Here is a 14366-nt window from a genome sequence, read left to right as displayed (position 1 = left end):
CGGCGCACTCCGCCATGCCGGCATGGGTATCAAGGGATGGGGATCACAGCCCTTTCTTTTGCAGCTCGGCCTTGAAGTTGTCGCGGGTGATGAGCACCACGTCGGTCACCTCGGTGAACTTGGCTGGCTCGGCGCCGTTGACGACCCAGTCATGGAGCATCTGGATGCTCTTGTAGCCGTGTACGTCCGGGCTTGGCAGCAGGGAGCCGAGGAAGCCGGTGGCGCTGGACTTGGAGAGCTCGTTCACCGCATCCACCCCGTTGATGCCGATGCCGATGACGTTCTCCGCTTTGAAGCCCTGCCCTTCGGTGGCGCGCACGCCGCCGAGCACCGTGTTGTCATTCATGCCGACGATGAGCCAGTTCTTGACCTCGGGGTGTTGCACCAGCATGGAGTTGGCGGCATCCAGCGCCCCTGGAATGTCATTGCTCTTGGTGGGCGCGCGGAAGATCTGGCCCTCGGGGAAACCGGCGGCCTTGAGCGCGCTCAAGGAGCCCTCGACCCGGCGACGGGCGGTGTCGAGCTCGTCGGCGGTGATGGCCAGCACCCCGGTCGCTTTCACGTCCCACTGGCGTTTTTGCATCTCCTTGTAGAGCTCCTGCCCCTGACGCTCGCCAATCTTGGTGGCGGCCATCATCACCAGGGGCACTTGCTCCATGGGCTGGCCCTTGGCATTGACGAACTGGTCATCCACCGTGATGACCTTCAGATCCATGCTGTTGGCCTTGGCCATGATGGCGGCACCGAGTTTGGGATCCGGGGTACAGATGACGAAGCCCTTGGCGCCATTCGCCGCCAGACTGTCGATGGCATTGAGGGTCTTCTCCCCGTCGGGGACGGCTATCTTGATCACCTCGAAGCCCAGATCCTTGCCCGCCTTGTCGGCGAAGTTCCACTCGGTCTGGAACCAGGGCTCCTCGGGCTGCTTGACCAGGTAGCCCAGCTTCAGCGCTTCGGCCGAGAAAGCAGAATTTGCCATACCAAGGGCGAACCCCATCGCGATCATGCCTTTAACGATTTTGTTCATGCGAATGTCTCCAACGGTTCTATCAATCCATGTATCCACGCAGTGCTGCTCGTTGAGTCAATCAAGTCGCAGCCATATAAAAACATGCTTAAACAGGACGTTATTGTTGTTGCTGGTTGAGCGAACCAAGTTGTAATCGTTTTCACAATTAAAAATGGAGAGCAGGATCACGCCATGAGATTGCAGCCATTTCGTCTATATAATTAGCAATTTCGTCACATATTGAATTTTAGAGAGCCGTCACCCTGTCGCACTGACAGCGTTAAAATCCATATTTCCAGCAGCCAATGGCTAACCGCCCCTCCTGCCCATCTCCTATGGTTCCCCCCAGTCACCCCTCATTGATGGTCAGGAGCACTTATGTCTGAGCACATCGTCATCGGACTCGATTTCGGCAGCGACTCGGTCAGGGCACTCGCCGTGCGCTGCCAGGACGGCGCCGAGCTGGCGACCCATGTCGTCTATTACCCGCGCTGGCAGGCTGGCCACTACTGCCAACCGGTCAACAACCAGTTCCGCCACCACCCCCTCGACTATCTGGAGTCCATGGAGCAGGCGGTGGTGGCGGTGGTGAGCCAGCTCACGCCGAGTCAGCGCACCGCCGTACGCGGCATCGGGGTGGACAGCACCGGCTCCACCCCCGCCCCCATCGACAGAGAGGGGCGCGTGCTGGCCCTGCGTCCGGAGTTTGCCGACAACCCCAACGCCATGTTCGTGCTGTGGAAGGATCACACCGCCATCGAGGAGGCGGAGGCCATCACCGCCCTGTGCCACGGCGGCCAGTTCCCCGACTACAGCCGCTACATCGGCGGCATTTACTCCTCCGAGTGGTTCTGGGCCAAGATCCTGCACGTCTCCCGGGCCGATGCCGCCGTGCGCGCCGCCGCCTGCAACTGGGTCGAGCTGTGTGACTGGGTACCCGCCATCCTGAGCGGCACCCAGGCCCCGGCCACCCTCAAGCGCGGGCGCTGTGCCGCCGGCCACAAGTCCCTCTGGCACCCGAGCTGGGGCGGCCTGCCCCCCGCCGACTTCCTCAATGCCCTGGATCCCCTGCTGACGGAGGATCTCGACTTCCCCCTCTTTACCGACAGCTGGACCGCCGATCTCCCGGTCGGCACCCTGACCCCGGAGTGGGCGGAGCGGCTGCACCTCTCCTGCGAGGTGGTGATTGCCGGCGGCGCCTTTGACTGCCACATGGGGGCGGTGGGGGCCGGGGCCGGCAACAATGCCCTGGTGAAGGTGATAGGCACCTCCACCTGCGACATCTTGATCGCAGACGAGGCCACCATCGGTGATCGGGCCATTGCCGGGATCTGCGGCCAGGTGGATGGCAGCGTGGTGCCGGGCATGGTGGGGCTGGAGGCGGGACAGTCGGCGTTCGGTGACATCTATGCCTGGTATCAGCGCCAGCTCGGCTGGCCGCTTGACAGCCTCGCCGCCCAGTATCCGGAGCTTCGAACCGCCATCGAGCGCCACAAGCAGGCCCTGTTACCCAGCCTTGCCGCCGCCTGGGATCAGCAGCGCGACCTGGCGCACCTCCCGGTGGTGCTCGACTGGTTCAACGGCCGGCGCACCCCCTATGCCAACCAGCGCCTGCAGGGCACCCTCACGGGGATCAACCTCGGCACCGATGCCCCCGATCTCTTCGGCGCCCTGGTGGCCTCCACCGCCTTCGGCGCCCGCAGCATCATGGAGTGCATGACCAGTCAACAGGTGCCGGTGGAGCAGGTGATCGCCCTTGGCGGCATCGCCCGCAAGTCCACCACTGTGATGCAGACCTGCGCCGACGTGATGAACAGGCCTATCCAGGTGGTGGCCTCGGATCAGTGCTGCGCCCTGGGGGCGGCCATCTTTGCCGCCGTGGCGGCCGGGATCCATCCCGATGTGGCCAAGGCCCAGCACCACATGGCGAGCGCCGTGGAGCGCACCCACCAGCCACACCCCGAGCGGGTCGCCGAATACGAGCGCCTATACCAGCGCTACCTCGCCTGGGGCGCCGCCGCCGAACCGCTCTACAACCGGGGGGTGCCGGCATGAGCCTCAAGACCCTCAAGGAGCAGGTGCTCGCCGCCAATCTGGATCTGCCGCGCCATGGCCTGGTGACCTTCACCTGGGGCAACGTGAGCGGCATCGACCGAGAGCGCAATCTGGTGGTGATAAAGCCAAGCGGCGTCAGCTACGAGCGGATGCGGGTCGAGGACATGGTGGTGCTGGATCTGGCGGGCAAGCAAGTGGAGGGGGACCTTCGCCCCTCCTCCGACACCGCCACCCACCTGGTGCTCTATCGCGCCTATCCGGAGCTTGGCGGCGTGGTGCACACCCACTCCACCCACGCCACCGCCTGGGCCCAGGCGGGGCGTCCCATCCCCATTTTCGGCACCACCCAGGCCGACTACTTCCACGGCGAGATCCCCTGCTCCCGCCTGCTCACCCCGGGCGAAGTGGAGGAGGACTACGAGGGGCTGACCGGTCATCTCATCGTCGAAACCCTCAAGCAGACCCCCATCCTCACCATGCCGGGGGTACTGGTGGCCAACCACGGCCCCTTCAGCTGGGGCAAGAGCGCCGAGGATGCAGTACACAACGCCGTGGTGCTGGAAGAGGTGGCCCGCATGGCCTGGCTCACCGGCCAGATCAACCCGGGGGCCCGCCCCCTGCCCGATTACCTGCTGGAGAAGCACTACCAGCGCAAGCATGGCAAACACGCCTATTACGGCCAGACAAAAGCCTAAAAGAGGACAAACTCATGGAATTGATGAAACAGCTGGAAGTGTGGTTCCTGGTCGGCAGCCAGCACCTGTATGGCGCCACCACATTGAAGCAGGTGGCCGATCACGCCCACACCATCGCCAGCCAGCTCAACGAAGGGGCGAACCTGCCCCTCAAGATAGTGCTCAAACCCACCGGCACCACCCTGGATGAAATCAGCGCGGTGGCCCGGGATGCCAACCACGACCAGCGCTGCGCCGGGCTCATGGTGTGGATGCACACCTTCTCCCCTGCCAAGATGTGGATCCCGGCGCTGAGCCAGTTGCAAAAGCCCCTGCTGCAGTTCCACACCCAGTTCAACCGGGATCTCCCCTGGAGCGAGATCGACATGGACTTCATGAACCTGAACCAGACCGCCCACGGCGGACGCGAGTTCGGCTTCATGGGGGCCCGCCTGCGGCTGCCACGCACCGTGGTGGTGGGTCACTGGCAGGATGAAGAGGCCAGACAGAAGATTGGCAACTGGATGCGCATCGCCGCCGCCATCCACGACAGCCGCCACCTGAAGATCGCCCGTTTTGGCGACAACATGCGCAACGTGGCGGTCACCGAGGGCGACAAGATTGAGGCCCAGATCCAGTTCGGCTATCAGGTGAACTACCACCCGGTCGGCGATCTGGTCAAGGTGATCGATGCCGTGCCCGAGAGCGACATCGAGGCGCTGCTGGCCGAGTATGAGGCGACCTACACCCTGACCGAGGCGGTGCAGGCGGGTGGGGGGCTTCGTGCCTCCTTGTACGAGGCGGCGCGCCAGGAGCTGGGGATGAAGAAGTTCCTCACCGACGGCGGCTTTGGCGCTTTCACCACCACCTTCGAAGATCTCTATGGTCTGCACCAGCTGCCGGGCCTCGCCTGCCAGCGCCTGATGGAGCAAGGCTTCGGTTTTGGGGCAGAAGGGGACTGGAAGACCGCGGCCCTCTTGCGCACCCTGAAAGTGATGGGCGCAGGCCTGCCGGGAGGCGCCTCCTTCATGGAGGACTACACCTACCATCTGGAGGCGGGCAACAACCTGGTGCTGGGGGCCCACATGCTGGAGGTCTGCCCCTCCATCGCCGCAGGCAAACCCGTGCTGGACGCCCAGCACTTAGGCATAGGCAAGAAGGCCGATCCGGCCCGCCTGCTGTTCGCGGCCCCGGCGGGCAAGGCGGTCAACGCCAGCCTCATCGATCTCGGCAACCGCTTCCGTCTGGTGGTCAATCAGCTGGAAGTGGTGGACCTGCCAGAGGCCATGCCGAAACTCCCGGTGGCCAGCGCCCTGTGGAAACCCCTGCCGGACCTGCAGACCAGCGCCGAGGCCTGGATCCTGGCGGGCGCCGCCCACCACTCGGTGTTCACCCAGGCGGTGGACATCGAGCAGCTGCGCACCTTCGCCGACATCATGGGCATCGAGTTTGTGGTCATCGACGAGCACACCCGCATCCCCACGCTCAAGGAGCAACTGCGCTGGAACGAGGTCTACTACAAGATCTGCCAGTGACCCTTTAATCGGCCAGCGGCCATCACCATGACTGTATGGATATGGTATTCGCCTGACAACAGCCCCGCCCGCGGGGCTGTTTCATTTCGCGTCCCCTCAGGGATGACCCTCCCCCTCCAGCAGCCAGTGACAGACTCGCTGTACCCCGTGGCGCCGGCTGTCGGGGCGGGCGAGCAGGGCGTATTCGTGATCCGTCTCCAGCACGGGGGCGAAGGGAGCGACCAGGGCGCCGCTCTCCAGCTCCTCGGCCACTATGGTGGGATCCCCGAGAGAGAGGCCAAATCCCTGCAGCGCAGCATTCATCGCCAAGTCCAGGGTATCGAACAGCTGCCCCCCCTGGGGCTGCCAGGGGATGTCGAGGAAGGCGGCAAACCAGTTGCGCCAGTCCCGCCTATCGGCGCTGGCATGGATGAGGGGCAGCAGGGGCAGCTCGTTCAGGTCGCGCTCGAACAGATGATGCTTGGCAGCAAACGCCGGGGCGCAGACCGGGGTCAGCCGTTCCCGAAACAGGGGCTGGCTGTGGGGATAGCGCCCCAGGCAGGGCTGGTAGACGATGGCGAGATCGAAGGGCTCCCGGGAGAAGTCGATGCCATGGCTGTGGCTGCCACGCACCTCCACCGCCTCCCCCTCGAACGCCTGCAACCGCCGCAGCAGCCAGCGGCTGGCGCAGGAGGGCACCTTGATGCTGATCGCCTGTTCGTGGGGCAGGGTCTGCAAGGCGCTGAGCCCCTCCCCCATGCGGGCCAGCCCTTCACGAACGAAAGGCAGCAGCCGCTCGGCGGCGGGGGTCAAGGTGAGACAACGGGTGCCGCGCACGAACAGCAGGTGGCCCAGGCGCGCCTCCAGCTGGGCGATCTGCTTGCTCACCGCCCCCTGGCTCACGCACAGCTCGTCGGCAGCCAGGGTAAAGCTCAGGTGGCGGGCAGAACACTCGAAGACCTGCAGGCCATAGAGAGGCAACTGAGTACGCGGCTGGGTGGACAACATGACAAGCCTCCATGCTTGAGAAAAACTCATGCGTACCATGCCGAATAATCCGTTGTCCGGCAAGCCTTGGGGGGGCTAAAAAGGGACCTCTTTCACACACGCAGGTGACGGCCCCATGTCCATCCCCCAGGTTTCCAGCAAACTGCCCCAGGTGGGCACCACCATCTTCACCGTGATCGGGGATCTGGCCGCCCGCCACCCCAGCATCAACCTCTCCCAGGGGGCGCCGAGCTTCCCCTGCGATCCCGAGCTCATCCGGGTGACCCACGAGGCCATGCTGGCCGGTGAAAACCAGTACGCCCCCATGACGGGGCTGCCTGCCCTGCGCGAACAACTGGTGGCCAAGATTGCAGCCAGCTACGGCCATCGCTATGACGCGGGCGACGAGATCACCATCACCGCCAGCGCCAGCGAAGCCCTGTTCTGCGCCATCACCGCCCTGGTTCACCCCGGCGACGAGGTGATCATGTTCGAGCCGGCGTTTGACAGCTACCGCCCCATAATCCAGTTGCAGGGAGCCACCCCTGTGGTGATCGCCCTCAAGGCTCCCCATTTCGCCATCCCCTGGGACGAGGTGGCCGCCCGCATCACCCCCCGCACCCGCATGATAGTGCTCAACACCCCCCACAACCCCACCGGCACCGTCTGGCAGGCAGGGGATCAGGAGCGCCTCGCCCGCCTGGTGCGCGGCACCGACATCCTGATCCTCTCGGACGAGGTGTACGAGCACGTGGTGTTCGACGGCGCCCTGCACCAGAGCGTCATCCGCTATCCGGAGCTGGTGGAGCGCTCCGTCGCCGTCTTCTCCTTCGGCAAGACCTTCCACGTCACCGGCTGGCGGGTGGGCTACTGCGTGGCTCCCCGTCCCCTGATGGAGGAGATCCGCAAGGTGCACCAGTTCGCCATGTTCGCCGCCGACACCCCCATGCAGTACGGCTTCGCCCACCTGTTGCAGCAACCGGCCCACTATCAGGGGCTGGCAGCCTTCTACCAGCGCAAGCGCGACCTGCTGACCTCGGCCCTGGCCGGTTCGCGCCTGACCCTGCTCCCCTCGGCGGGCAGCTTCTTCATGCTGGCAAGCTACGAGCGGGTAAGCGACGAGCCGGACAGCCTCTTCGTGCAGCGGCTCATCCGCGATCACGGGGTCGCCACCATTCCGGTCTCCGCCTTCTATCACGACGGCACGGATCAGCGGGTCATCCGCCTCTCCTTCTCCAAGGATGACGACACCCTGCTGGCGGGCGCCGAGCGCCTGTGCGCCGTCTAGGGGGCACCATGGATTCACTGCGCGTTGCCGTCCTCCAGATGGTCTCCGGGGATGACCTTGACCACAACCTGGCCCAGGCCGAAGCGCTGCTGCGTCAGGCCGCGGCCGAGGGGGCCGAGCTGGCCCTGCTGCCCGAATACTTCTACCTGATGCCGGTCGATGAGCGGGCGCGAGTGGCCCTGGCCGCCCCCGTTGACGATCACCCCCTGCTTGCCTGGGTACAGGGGCTGGCCCGGGAGCTCGGCGTCTGGATCCTGGCCGGCACATTGCCGCTTGCCAGCCACGAGCCCGGCAAGATGCACAACAGCAGCCTGCTCATCGACCCGCAAGGGCAGCTCGCAAGCCGCTACGACAAGCTGCACCTGTTTGGCTTTTGCACCGGGCAGGAGCAGTATGACGAGGCCGCGACCATGACCCCGGGCCGGGAGGTGGTGAGCCATCCCCTGCCCTGGGGCGTGCTGCGCCTCGGGATCTGCTACGACCTGCGCTTCCCGGAGCTGTTTCGCCTGGGGCCCGCCCCCGATTTCATCGCCCTGCCCGCGGCCTTCACCCACACCACCGGGCTCGCGCACTGGGCGCTGCTGCTGCGGGCCCGTGCGGTGGAAAACCTGGCCTTCGTGTTTGCCAGTGCCCAGGGGGGGCATCACCCCGGTGGGCGGCGCACCTTCGGCCACAGCATGATCATCGATCCCTGGGGCCGGATACTGGCCCAGGTAGAGGAGGGTCAGGGCATGGCCATCGCCACCCTGGATCTGGCAGCACAGCGCACGGTGCGCAGCCAGTTGCCGGCCCTCACCCATCGCAAGATAGCCGTCGGCCCTTGAGGTCGGCACCCTTTAGCACGCTAGGAATGACACCACACTTCAAGGGACTGACCATGAAACTCAACACACTGATGATGCTGATGGCCCTGGCCACCGCCGGCCAGGCCGCCGCCAAACCCCTGGTGATCGCCACCGATGCCACCTATCCCCCCTTCGAGATGGTCGACAGCAACGGCCAGCTCGGCGGCTTCGAGGTCGATCTGGCCTATGCCCTGTGCGCGGCCATGAAGACCGAGTGCGAGGTGATCAACCAGCCCTGGGATGCCCTGTTGCCGGGCCTGCAGGTGCGCAAGTACGACGCCATCATGTCCTCCATGAACATCACGGACGAGCGGCGCCAGAAAGTGGACTTCAGCCAGGTCTACTACATGATGCAGAACCGCTTCGTGGGGCGCAGCGACAAGGCAGCCGACTTTGCAGACGATCCGGCCCACTTCAAGGGCAAAGTGATCGCGGTGCAGGAGGGCACTCCCCAGGACAACTTCATCACCGCCCGCTATGGCGAGGTGGCCAAGATCAAGCGCTACGTCAACGCCCAGTCTCCCATGCTGGATCTGCAGTCCGGCCGCGCCGACTACACCTTCGGCAACATGGTGCAGTTGAAGGTGGGCTTCCTCGACAAGGAGATGGGCAAGCAGTTCGCCTTCGTCGGTCCCCAGTTCAACGGCACCCAGGACAAGATCCTGGGAGAAGGGGTGGCGGTGGCCCTTCGCAAGAACGATGACAAGCTCAAGGCCCGCTTCGATGCCGCCATCGAGAGCGTCAAGGCCGACGGCACCTTCAACACCCTGCTCAAGAAGTACCAGCTCGAAGATCTGCTCTGATCCCGGCATGCCGGCCCCCTGGACAGTTGCAAGGGGCCACGGCAACAGGGCGGCCATTGGCCGCCCTGTGTCGTTTTCCCGGCCTCTCGCCGTTATTGGGCCAGGCCCAGGTGCCCGGCAATCTCCTGATACAGGGTCTGGTAGTTGTCGTCGAAGTGGTGGGAGCCCGGCAGGGTCACCGTCGTCACATTCGGCTGCTGCAAGCGCGGACAGAGTTTGACCGGGGAGTCGTCCTCCGCTCCCTGCACGCAGAGCAGCGGCAGAGTCTGGATCCGTGTCACTTCCGGCAGGGTGGGATAGCGGCCCCCCTTGTCGTGCACCACCATGTCGCTGACGTGGATCTCGAAATCCGATGCTGTCGAGGGGGAGAGCATCACGGCGCCCGCCAGGCTGTCGCGATAGGCTGGCGGCAGACGATTGATGACGAAGGGCACGATCTCGGCACCAAAGGAGAAGCCCACCAGCAGCCAGCGCTGGCGCCCCCAGCGGGACTGGTACTCGGTGAGGATGCGCACCAGATCCGCCGTCGCCTGCTCCGGCGTCTTCTTCTTCCAGTAATAGGAGAGCGAGCTCCAACCCACCACCGGCATGCCGTGGGCCTGCAACTGGGCGCTGAGCCCCTTGTCCAGCGCCGCCCAGCCGCCATCCCCGCTCATGAAGACCACCATGGGGGAAGACGAGGCTTGCGCCACCGGCAACTCCACCAGCCCCAGATCCGCGCCGACCCGCCCCGGCTGGGCGGCCACTGCCGGCAAGGTGAACGAAGAGACGAAACAGCAAATCAACAGCAACAACATGGCTCTCATGGGCCAACTCCTATTTTTTCATGAGCCCGAAGGGGCCGCGACTGATGAGGGAGACAAGGTGGGTCAGGGTGCGGGGCAGCACCAGATGACCGGTACAGAGCAGGTAGCGGGGCTCCCACCTTGGGCCGAACTTCTCCTTGTAACGCCGCAATCCCTGGAAGTTGTAGAAACGGCTGCCCCGGGTGAACAGGGTGTTGCCAAGGCGGGCCCAGTAACCGCCGAGGGGGTTGTCGTTGAAGCCCGACATGGGGGCCATCCCCAGGTTGAAGCTGGCATACCCCTCCTGCTTGCCCCACAGCAGCAGCTCGACAAACAGGAAATCCATGACGGGCGCCGCCCCCGTGTCCAGGCAGTAGCGCATCAGATCAATGGAGAGGCTCTCCTTGTTGTCGCAGGTCCATAGGTTGGCAAACCCGACGATCTGCCCCTCCCGCCGTACCAGCGCCATCGGGTTGAGGGTGAGGTAGGCGGGATCGAAACTGCCCACGGAGAAGCCCTTCTCCCTGCCCTGCTTGCTGTGCAGCCAGCTGTCGGAGATCCCCTTCAACTCGGGCAGCAGGGGGGCAATCTCACCGGGAGCCACCACCTCGAAGCGCAGCCCTTCCCGCTTGCCCTTGGCGTGGCTCTGGCGCAGGTTGCGCAGGCGACTGCCGGCGAGATCGAAGCTCGGCAGATCCACGATGGCCTCCTCCCCGAGCTTGAAGGGGATGAGCCCGAGATCCAGATAGACAGGCAGATAGCGGGCCGACACCTGGTAGAAGACCGGGTTGACGTCGTGCTCGTCACAGCGCTCGCGAAACTGCCAAAGCAGCTCCTCCACGAGGGAGGGCTGGCCGACGGGATCCCCCATCACAATCCAGCTGCTGCCCTCTGCCCCGTACATGAGGAAGGCCTCGCCGCTTGGGTGGAACAGCAGGGACTTGTCCCCGAGCTGGGCCAGGTAGCCGTGGCCTCCCCCTGCCCGCATCACCAGCCCATGGGCACGGGAGAGCGCCTCGGCATCCGGCTTGCAGGCGGCGAGGCGCAAGGGGGCCAGCAGATGGGCCACCCCGACCACCGCCAGCACGCCGATGACGCTCCCCATGGCGCGCAGAGCGCGGGAGGCGGCCCCGGGCCCGTGGGCCGAGACGTGCAGCCAGAGGGAGGGGTCGTACTCCACATGGCGATAGGAGAAGAGCAGCAACCACAAGGCCCCCAGCAGCACGGCCCCCATCGACATCAGCCAGGAAGGGGTGAACCGGGCGTGAAGCAGGGAACCCTTGCGATAAAAGAGAGGGCGGCAGGGGGTGATGATGAGCAAGAAGCCCCCGAGCAGCAGAGCGGACTCCCAGTCAAACCCCTTGAACAGGGAGAACAGCATGCCAAGCCCCAGCAGCCACTGGGTGATCCTGAATGCCCCGTCATGACGGCGGTAGAGGCTGTGGGCCAGCAACAGCAGCAACACGCCGCTGACGCTGCCGAGCACATGGGAGAGCTCCAGCAGGTGCAGGGGCAGCACCTCCAGGAAGGCTTCGATCCGCCCCCTCATGGTGGGGATCATCCCGGAGCAGAGCAGCAGGGTGCCCGCCGCGAAGGTACCCATGCTCACCAGGGCGGGCACAAACTCCCGGGTCGCCATCATCACCCCCTGCAGCCGGTGCAGGCGGGCCCGCTGTTGCAGCAGCTCCTGACCTGCGAACAGCAGCAGGGCACAGAGGAAGGGCAGGAAGTAGTAGACGCAGCGGTAGATAAGCAGGGAGGCGAGCAGCTTGTCCACCGGCAGATAGTGGGTGAGCAGCAGGCTCATGCTCGCCTCGAAGACCCCGATGCCCCCCGGCACATGGGCCAGCACCCCGAGCAGACTGGAGAGCACGAAGGCACTGAGCAGCACCGGATAGGGCACGCTGCCCGATGGCAGCAGCACATAGAGCACGGCGGCGGCGGCCATCCAGTCAAGCAGGGCGATGAGCAGTTGCAGCAGGCGGTATCTGATGCGCGGCAAGAACAGCGGGTGTCCGCGCCAGACCAGGGCAGCCCCCGGCCACACCAGATACGCCAGCACCGTCAGCAGGGCCAGGCCCCCCGCCAGTTGCAACAACCCGGTCGCCCAGCGGGGCCAGTCCACCAGCAGAGCCGCCCCCTGCCCCAGCAGCAGGGCGCTGCCCCCCCAGCCCAGCAGACCGAGGAAGAAGGTGATGGAGCAAAAGAGGATTACCCTGGCCACCTCCCCGGTGCCAAGCCCCAGGGAGGAGTAGAGCCGGTAGCGTACCGAGGAGCCGGTGAGCAGCGCAAAGCCCAGGGTGTTGGAGAAGGTGTAGGCGATGAAGGAAGTCATCCCCACCTGCTGCCAGGGCAGTCGCTTGTCCAGCACCTTCAGGGCCAGCAGATCGTAGCAGCAGAGGCAGCCATAGCTGAGCAGGGTGAGCAGCAGGGCCCCCCCCAACTGCGGCAAGGGTTGTGACCAGATGGCCTGGCGGATGTCGTGCCAGTGCCACAGGTGGGTCAAATGATAGAGGACGGTCAAGGCCGCCCCCAGCAGCAGCAGGCTGCACAGGGGGCCTATCCAGATCAACAGCTGACGCCGCATTCAAGATTCCTGTCAAAAAGCGTGGAGAAAGAGAGCCTCCGAAAGCGGGCGGACAAGGCGCCCTCCCGGAGTGACTCCCCCACAGGCAGCGCGTGACGCCGCACGTTCACGGGGGCAATCCTATGATTTACCAGGCCCTGCCCGCTCGCCACTTTTCTTCTGTAACCTTATGTACAGGCAGACAAAACATCCCCGTCCGGGATAGAGGCAAGAGACGCCATGACACCCTCCCCCCTGATAAGACGCTTCCCCCAAAACGCCCAGGGACGCGATCTGGCCGTCGGCGACATCCACGGCCACTTCGCCCTGTTGCAGCAGGCCCTCGACACCCTGGATTTTGATCCCGCCCGGGACCGTCTCTTCAGCGTCGGGGATCTGGCGGATCGCGGGCCCGAGTGCAGCGAGGTGATCCACTGGCTGGCCAGACCCTGGTTTCACCCGGTCTGCGGCAATCACGACGACTACGTCTGCCGTTACGAGAGCTGCGATCGGGAGAACTGGATCCGAAACGGCGGCGGCTGGTTTCAGCACCTGACCCCTGCCGAGCAGGCGGCGTTCGCCGTCCACTACCGCAGCCTGCCCCTGGTCATCGAGGTGCAGACCACCCAGGGCCCCGTCGGGCTGCTTCACGCCGATTGCCCCTTCTCCTCCTGGCAGGGGCTGCTGGACCAACTCGATGCCGGGGTGAGCGGCGGACGGCTTCGGGCCATCAAGAACGTCTGCCTCTGGTCAAGGCGCCGTATCGAACGGCTGGACGAGAGCGGGGTCGCGGATCTCGCCGCCCTGGTGGTGGGCCACACTCCGGTGAGGGTGCCGGTGCGCCTTGGCAACGTCCACTACATCGACACCGGCGGCTGGTATCCCGAGGAGGGCGGCTACTTCACCCTGCTGGACCTCAATACCCTGACTCCTCACTTTCCCCTGCCCTGAGCCGGACCGATGGGATGACCAGGCTCACGGACAACGCCCACTGCCCATTAAAGCGCCAGGCGAACGCCCCGGACTTCGCTCTGCCAGCGCGATGGTTTACCATGCAGGCAATTGCGGTGCATGGCACCCCCACCCAGGCGCCAGGCGCCGCCGTCATCGGATACTCCTTTCGAGCAACATGAGCACATCAGCGCACCCGGCCAGCGGGCCCACGTTCTACTTCCACGTTTTGCAATATGTATTTTTTAATAGCCTGATTTATAAAGGTTTATGGCTCTAACACTGATGATAGTGGTACACAATTGGGACGTGGTAAAATTTGAGGGGCATTGCTACAGATAGTAACAGTCTTCGTCCGAGCAACTTAACCGACAGAACTTCACCCGTTTTTGCCGTAATAGAGCCAAGCCAGACCCGTCCAGCTGTTTCATATGTGAAACACAACATGCAGAAGTTCGTGCACATAAACTGCAGAAGTTCATTTTCCTGTTATATTTAAGTTACTTGCTGAAGAATTCAAACAACCTCACTTGAGCCTGAAAGGCTCCCCCATGTAGAAAGCACCCACCAGCAGACCATAAACAAACCGCACTCGCTCATCCCTGCCCAGCAGCACACCGAGTAGCACTTCGCCGCTTGCCAAATCGTCACCATGCCAGAAGCACCAGAGGGCTGCTTCTACCACATCCGGCAAAGAGAGATGTAAATAAGAAAGGCTCTCGGCATGCCGGGAGCCTTGACTCAATGATCCAACCCAAAATGTCAGGATGTAGTGGTCAACTAAATCCGGACATTTGGTTAGGCCGAGTCTCGGCTTGTGCTGGCGGTATTCCACCATTGTATTGATGTGGACACTGAATCGCCCCTACTTTCCTAGACACCTCAAGAG

General features: G+C 64.2%; 12 protein-coding genes. 7 read left to right on the top strand and 5 right to left on the bottom strand.

The genetic code is table 11. From position 1 onward, the window contains the following. Window positions 1-43: 43 nt before the first annotated feature. On the bottom strand, window positions 44-1027 hold the full coding sequence (locus OKC41_RS18300; RefSeq protein ID WP_045524711.1) for an arabinose ABC transporter substrate-binding protein: 984 nt from the start codon (window positions 1025-1027) through the stop codon (window positions 44-46). A 360-nt stretch (window positions 1028-1387) separates the two neighbouring features. On the opposite strand from OKC41_RS18300, the gene OKC41_RS18295 reads away from it, so the two are divergent. Genes OKC41_RS18295 through araA form a run of 3 tightly spaced genes read left to right on the top strand, consistent with a single transcriptional unit; the run spans window position 1388 to window position 5273 of the window. Then, window positions 1388-3064, top strand: coding sequence for a ribulokinase (locus OKC41_RS18295; RefSeq protein ID WP_113724936.1), 1677 nt, complete (start codon window positions 1388-1390; stop codon window positions 3062-3064). Continuing rightward, window positions 3061-3759 carry an L-ribulose-5-phosphate 4-epimerase gene (locus tag OKC41_RS18290; RefSeq protein ID WP_201894215.1) on the top strand — a complete coding sequence of 233 codons (699 nt, stop codon included), beginning with the start codon at window positions 3061-3063 and terminating at the stop codon, window positions 3757-3759. The genes OKC41_RS18295 and OKC41_RS18290 overlap by 4 nt, the downstream gene beginning before the upstream one ends. A 14-nt stretch (window positions 3760-3773) precedes the next feature. Continuing rightward, window positions 3774-5273, top strand: a complete 1500-nt coding sequence (gene araA, locus OKC41_RS18285) for an L-arabinose isomerase (protein WP_201894221.1) — start codon at window positions 3774-3776, stop codon at window positions 5271-5273. 96 nt (window positions 5274-5369) lie between these two features. Here the strand turns inward: araA and OKC41_RS18280 are convergent, their stop codons facing one another. Next, a complete protein-coding gene (locus OKC41_RS18280; protein WP_201894223.1) occupies window positions 5370-6260 on the bottom strand; it encodes a LysR family transcriptional regulator in 891 nt (296 codons plus the stop codon). A 115-nt stretch (window positions 6261-6375) separates the two neighbouring features. Between OKC41_RS18280 and OKC41_RS18275 the strand changes: the two genes are divergently transcribed. Genes OKC41_RS18275 through OKC41_RS18265 form a run of 3 tightly spaced genes read left to right on the top strand, consistent with a single transcriptional unit; the run spans window position 6376 to window position 9175 of the window. Continuing rightward, window positions 6376-7527 (top strand): methionine aminotransferase, encoded by a 1152-nt coding sequence (locus OKC41_RS18275; RefSeq protein ID WP_201894224.1) that lies wholly within the window; start codon window positions 6376-6378, stop codon window positions 7525-7527. A gap of 8 nt (window positions 7528-7535) precedes the next feature. Then, window positions 7536-8351, top strand: coding sequence for a carbon-nitrogen hydrolase family protein (locus tag OKC41_RS18270; RefSeq protein WP_114522983.1), 816 nt, complete (start codon window positions 7536-7538; stop codon window positions 8349-8351). Window positions 8352-8404: 53 nt separating this feature from the next. Then, window positions 8405-9175 carry an ABC transporter substrate-binding protein gene (locus tag OKC41_RS18265; protein WP_201894225.1) on the top strand — a complete coding sequence of 257 codons (771 nt, stop codon included), beginning with the start codon at window positions 8405-8407 and terminating at the stop codon, window positions 9173-9175. Window positions 9176-9267: 92 nt separating this feature from the next. Here the strand turns inward: OKC41_RS18265 and OKC41_RS18260 are convergent, their stop codons facing one another. Then, window positions 9268-9981, bottom strand: a complete 714-nt coding sequence (locus OKC41_RS18260) for an AcvB/VirJ family lysyl-phosphatidylglycerol hydrolase (protein ID WP_171864823.1) — start codon at window positions 9979-9981, stop codon at window positions 9268-9270. Window positions 9982-9991: 10 nt separating this feature from the next. Further along, entirely contained in the window at window positions 9992-12547 is a 2556-nt protein-coding gene (gene mprF, locus OKC41_RS18255; protein ID WP_201894226.1) for a bifunctional lysylphosphatidylglycerol flippase/synthetase MprF, read from the bottom strand. 219 nt (window positions 12548-12766) lie between these two features. On the opposite strand from mprF, the gene OKC41_RS18250 reads away from it, so the two are divergent. Continuing rightward, window positions 12767-13477 carry a metallophosphoesterase gene (locus OKC41_RS18250; protein ID WP_201894227.1) on the top strand — a complete coding sequence of 237 codons (711 nt, stop codon included), beginning with the start codon at window positions 12767-12769 and terminating at the stop codon, window positions 13475-13477. A 526-nt stretch (window positions 13478-14003) separates the two neighbouring features. Here the strand turns inward: OKC41_RS18250 and OKC41_RS18245 are convergent. Next, window positions 14004-14222, bottom strand: coding sequence for an ADP-ribosylglycohydrolase (locus tag OKC41_RS18245; RefSeq protein WP_270672252.1), 219 nt, complete (start codon window positions 14220-14222; stop codon window positions 14004-14006). Window positions 14223-14366: the final 144 nt, after the last annotated feature.

Origin of the sequence: Aeromonas sp. QDB17 (genome assembly GCF_027705305.1) — a bacterium.
Lineage (GTDB): Bacteria > Pseudomonadota > Gammaproteobacteria > Enterobacterales > Aeromonadaceae > Aeromonas > Aeromonas caviae.
This window is presented reverse-complemented; position numbering and strand designations above follow the sequence as displayed.

Excerpts from the sequence above, each read along its gene's own strand:
- OKC41_RS18250 (WP_201894227.1), top strand. The coding sequence starts at position 12,767 with ATGACACCCTCCCCCCTGATAAGACGCTTCCCCCAAAACGCCCAGGGA.
- OKC41_RS18275 (WP_201894224.1), top strand. The coding sequence starts at position 6,376 with ATGTCCATCCCCCAGGTTTCCAGCAAACTGCCCCAGGTGGGCACCACC.
- OKC41_RS18260 (WP_171864823.1), bottom strand. The coding sequence starts at position 9,981 with ATGAGAGCCATGTTGTTGCTGTTGATTTGCTGTTTCGTCTCTTCGTTC.
- OKC41_RS18300 (WP_045524711.1), bottom strand. The coding sequence starts at position 1,027 with ATGAACAAAATCGTTAAAGGCATGATCGCGATGGGGTTCGCCCTTGGT.
- OKC41_RS18280 (WP_201894223.1), bottom strand. The coding sequence starts at position 6,260 with ATGTTGTCCACCCAGCCGCGTACTCAGTTGCCTCTCTATGGCCTGCAG.
- araA (WP_201894221.1), top strand. The coding sequence starts at position 3,774 with ATGGAATTGATGAAACAGCTGGAAGTGTGGTTCCTGGTCGGCAGCCAG.
- OKC41_RS18295 (WP_113724936.1), top strand. The coding sequence starts at position 1,388 with ATGTCTGAGCACATCGTCATCGGACTCGATTTCGGCAGCGACTCGGTC.
- OKC41_RS18290 (WP_201894215.1), top strand. The coding sequence starts at position 3,061 with ATGAGCCTCAAGACCCTCAAGGAGCAGGTGCTCGCCGCCAATCTGGAT.
- mprF (WP_201894226.1), bottom strand. The coding sequence starts at position 12,547 with ATGCGGCGTCAGCTGTTGATCTGGATAGGCCCCCTGTGCAGCCTGCTG.
- OKC41_RS18270 (WP_114522983.1), top strand. The coding sequence starts at position 7,536 with ATGGATTCACTGCGCGTTGCCGTCCTCCAGATGGTCTCCGGGGATGAC.
- OKC41_RS18265 (WP_201894225.1), top strand. The coding sequence starts at position 8,405 with ATGAAACTCAACACACTGATGATGCTGATGGCCCTGGCCACCGCCGGC.